Source organism: Aequorivita vitellina (assembly GCF_022008365.1).
In the GTDB taxonomy this organism is placed as follows: domain Bacteria; phylum Bacteroidota; class Bacteroidia; order Flavobacteriales; family Flavobacteriaceae; genus Aequorivita; species Aequorivita vitellina.
Genome location: NZ_JAIRBA010000167.1, coordinates 1 through 371, shown reverse-complemented (window position 1 = coordinate 371; position 371 = coordinate 1). Strand labels below are relative to the sequence as shown.

At 40.4% G+C, this 371-nt stretch carries 1 protein-coding gene; it reads right to left on the bottom strand.

The window, feature by feature from the left end:
- Positions 1-103: 103 nt before the first annotated feature.
- The coding region (locus K8089_RS16395) for a hypothetical protein (protein WP_237604351.1) at positions 104-371 on the bottom strand (268 nt) is incomplete at its 5' end.

The window sequence follows — 371 nt, the reverse complement described above, 5'->3', positions numbered from 1 at the left end:
GAGCCTGCTTCCGAAAATCCTATCGGATTTTCTGTTTGGTTTTTATTTGCTAAATTCCGTGCTTAATCGGGCCACTAATCATATGCAGAAACGTTGTGCAATATTAAACGAGACCCAAATCACGGCGGAAAATTGGCGGAATAACGTCCGATTTTTTTTTGGAATTTAGTGTTTTAAAAACAAAAAGCATTTCGGACAAAAACGGTGCTCGGACAAAAATGCGGAGCGGAAAAAAGGGGAGTAGCTGGAATTTTTTGACTTCGGAAAGATAAAACGAGCAAGCGCAATTTTGCTTTTCGATGGCCTTTGAAAGAATAGCAAAGCGGAAACAAAACGGAACAGAGCGCAGAAAAACATTGCACAACAAGGCA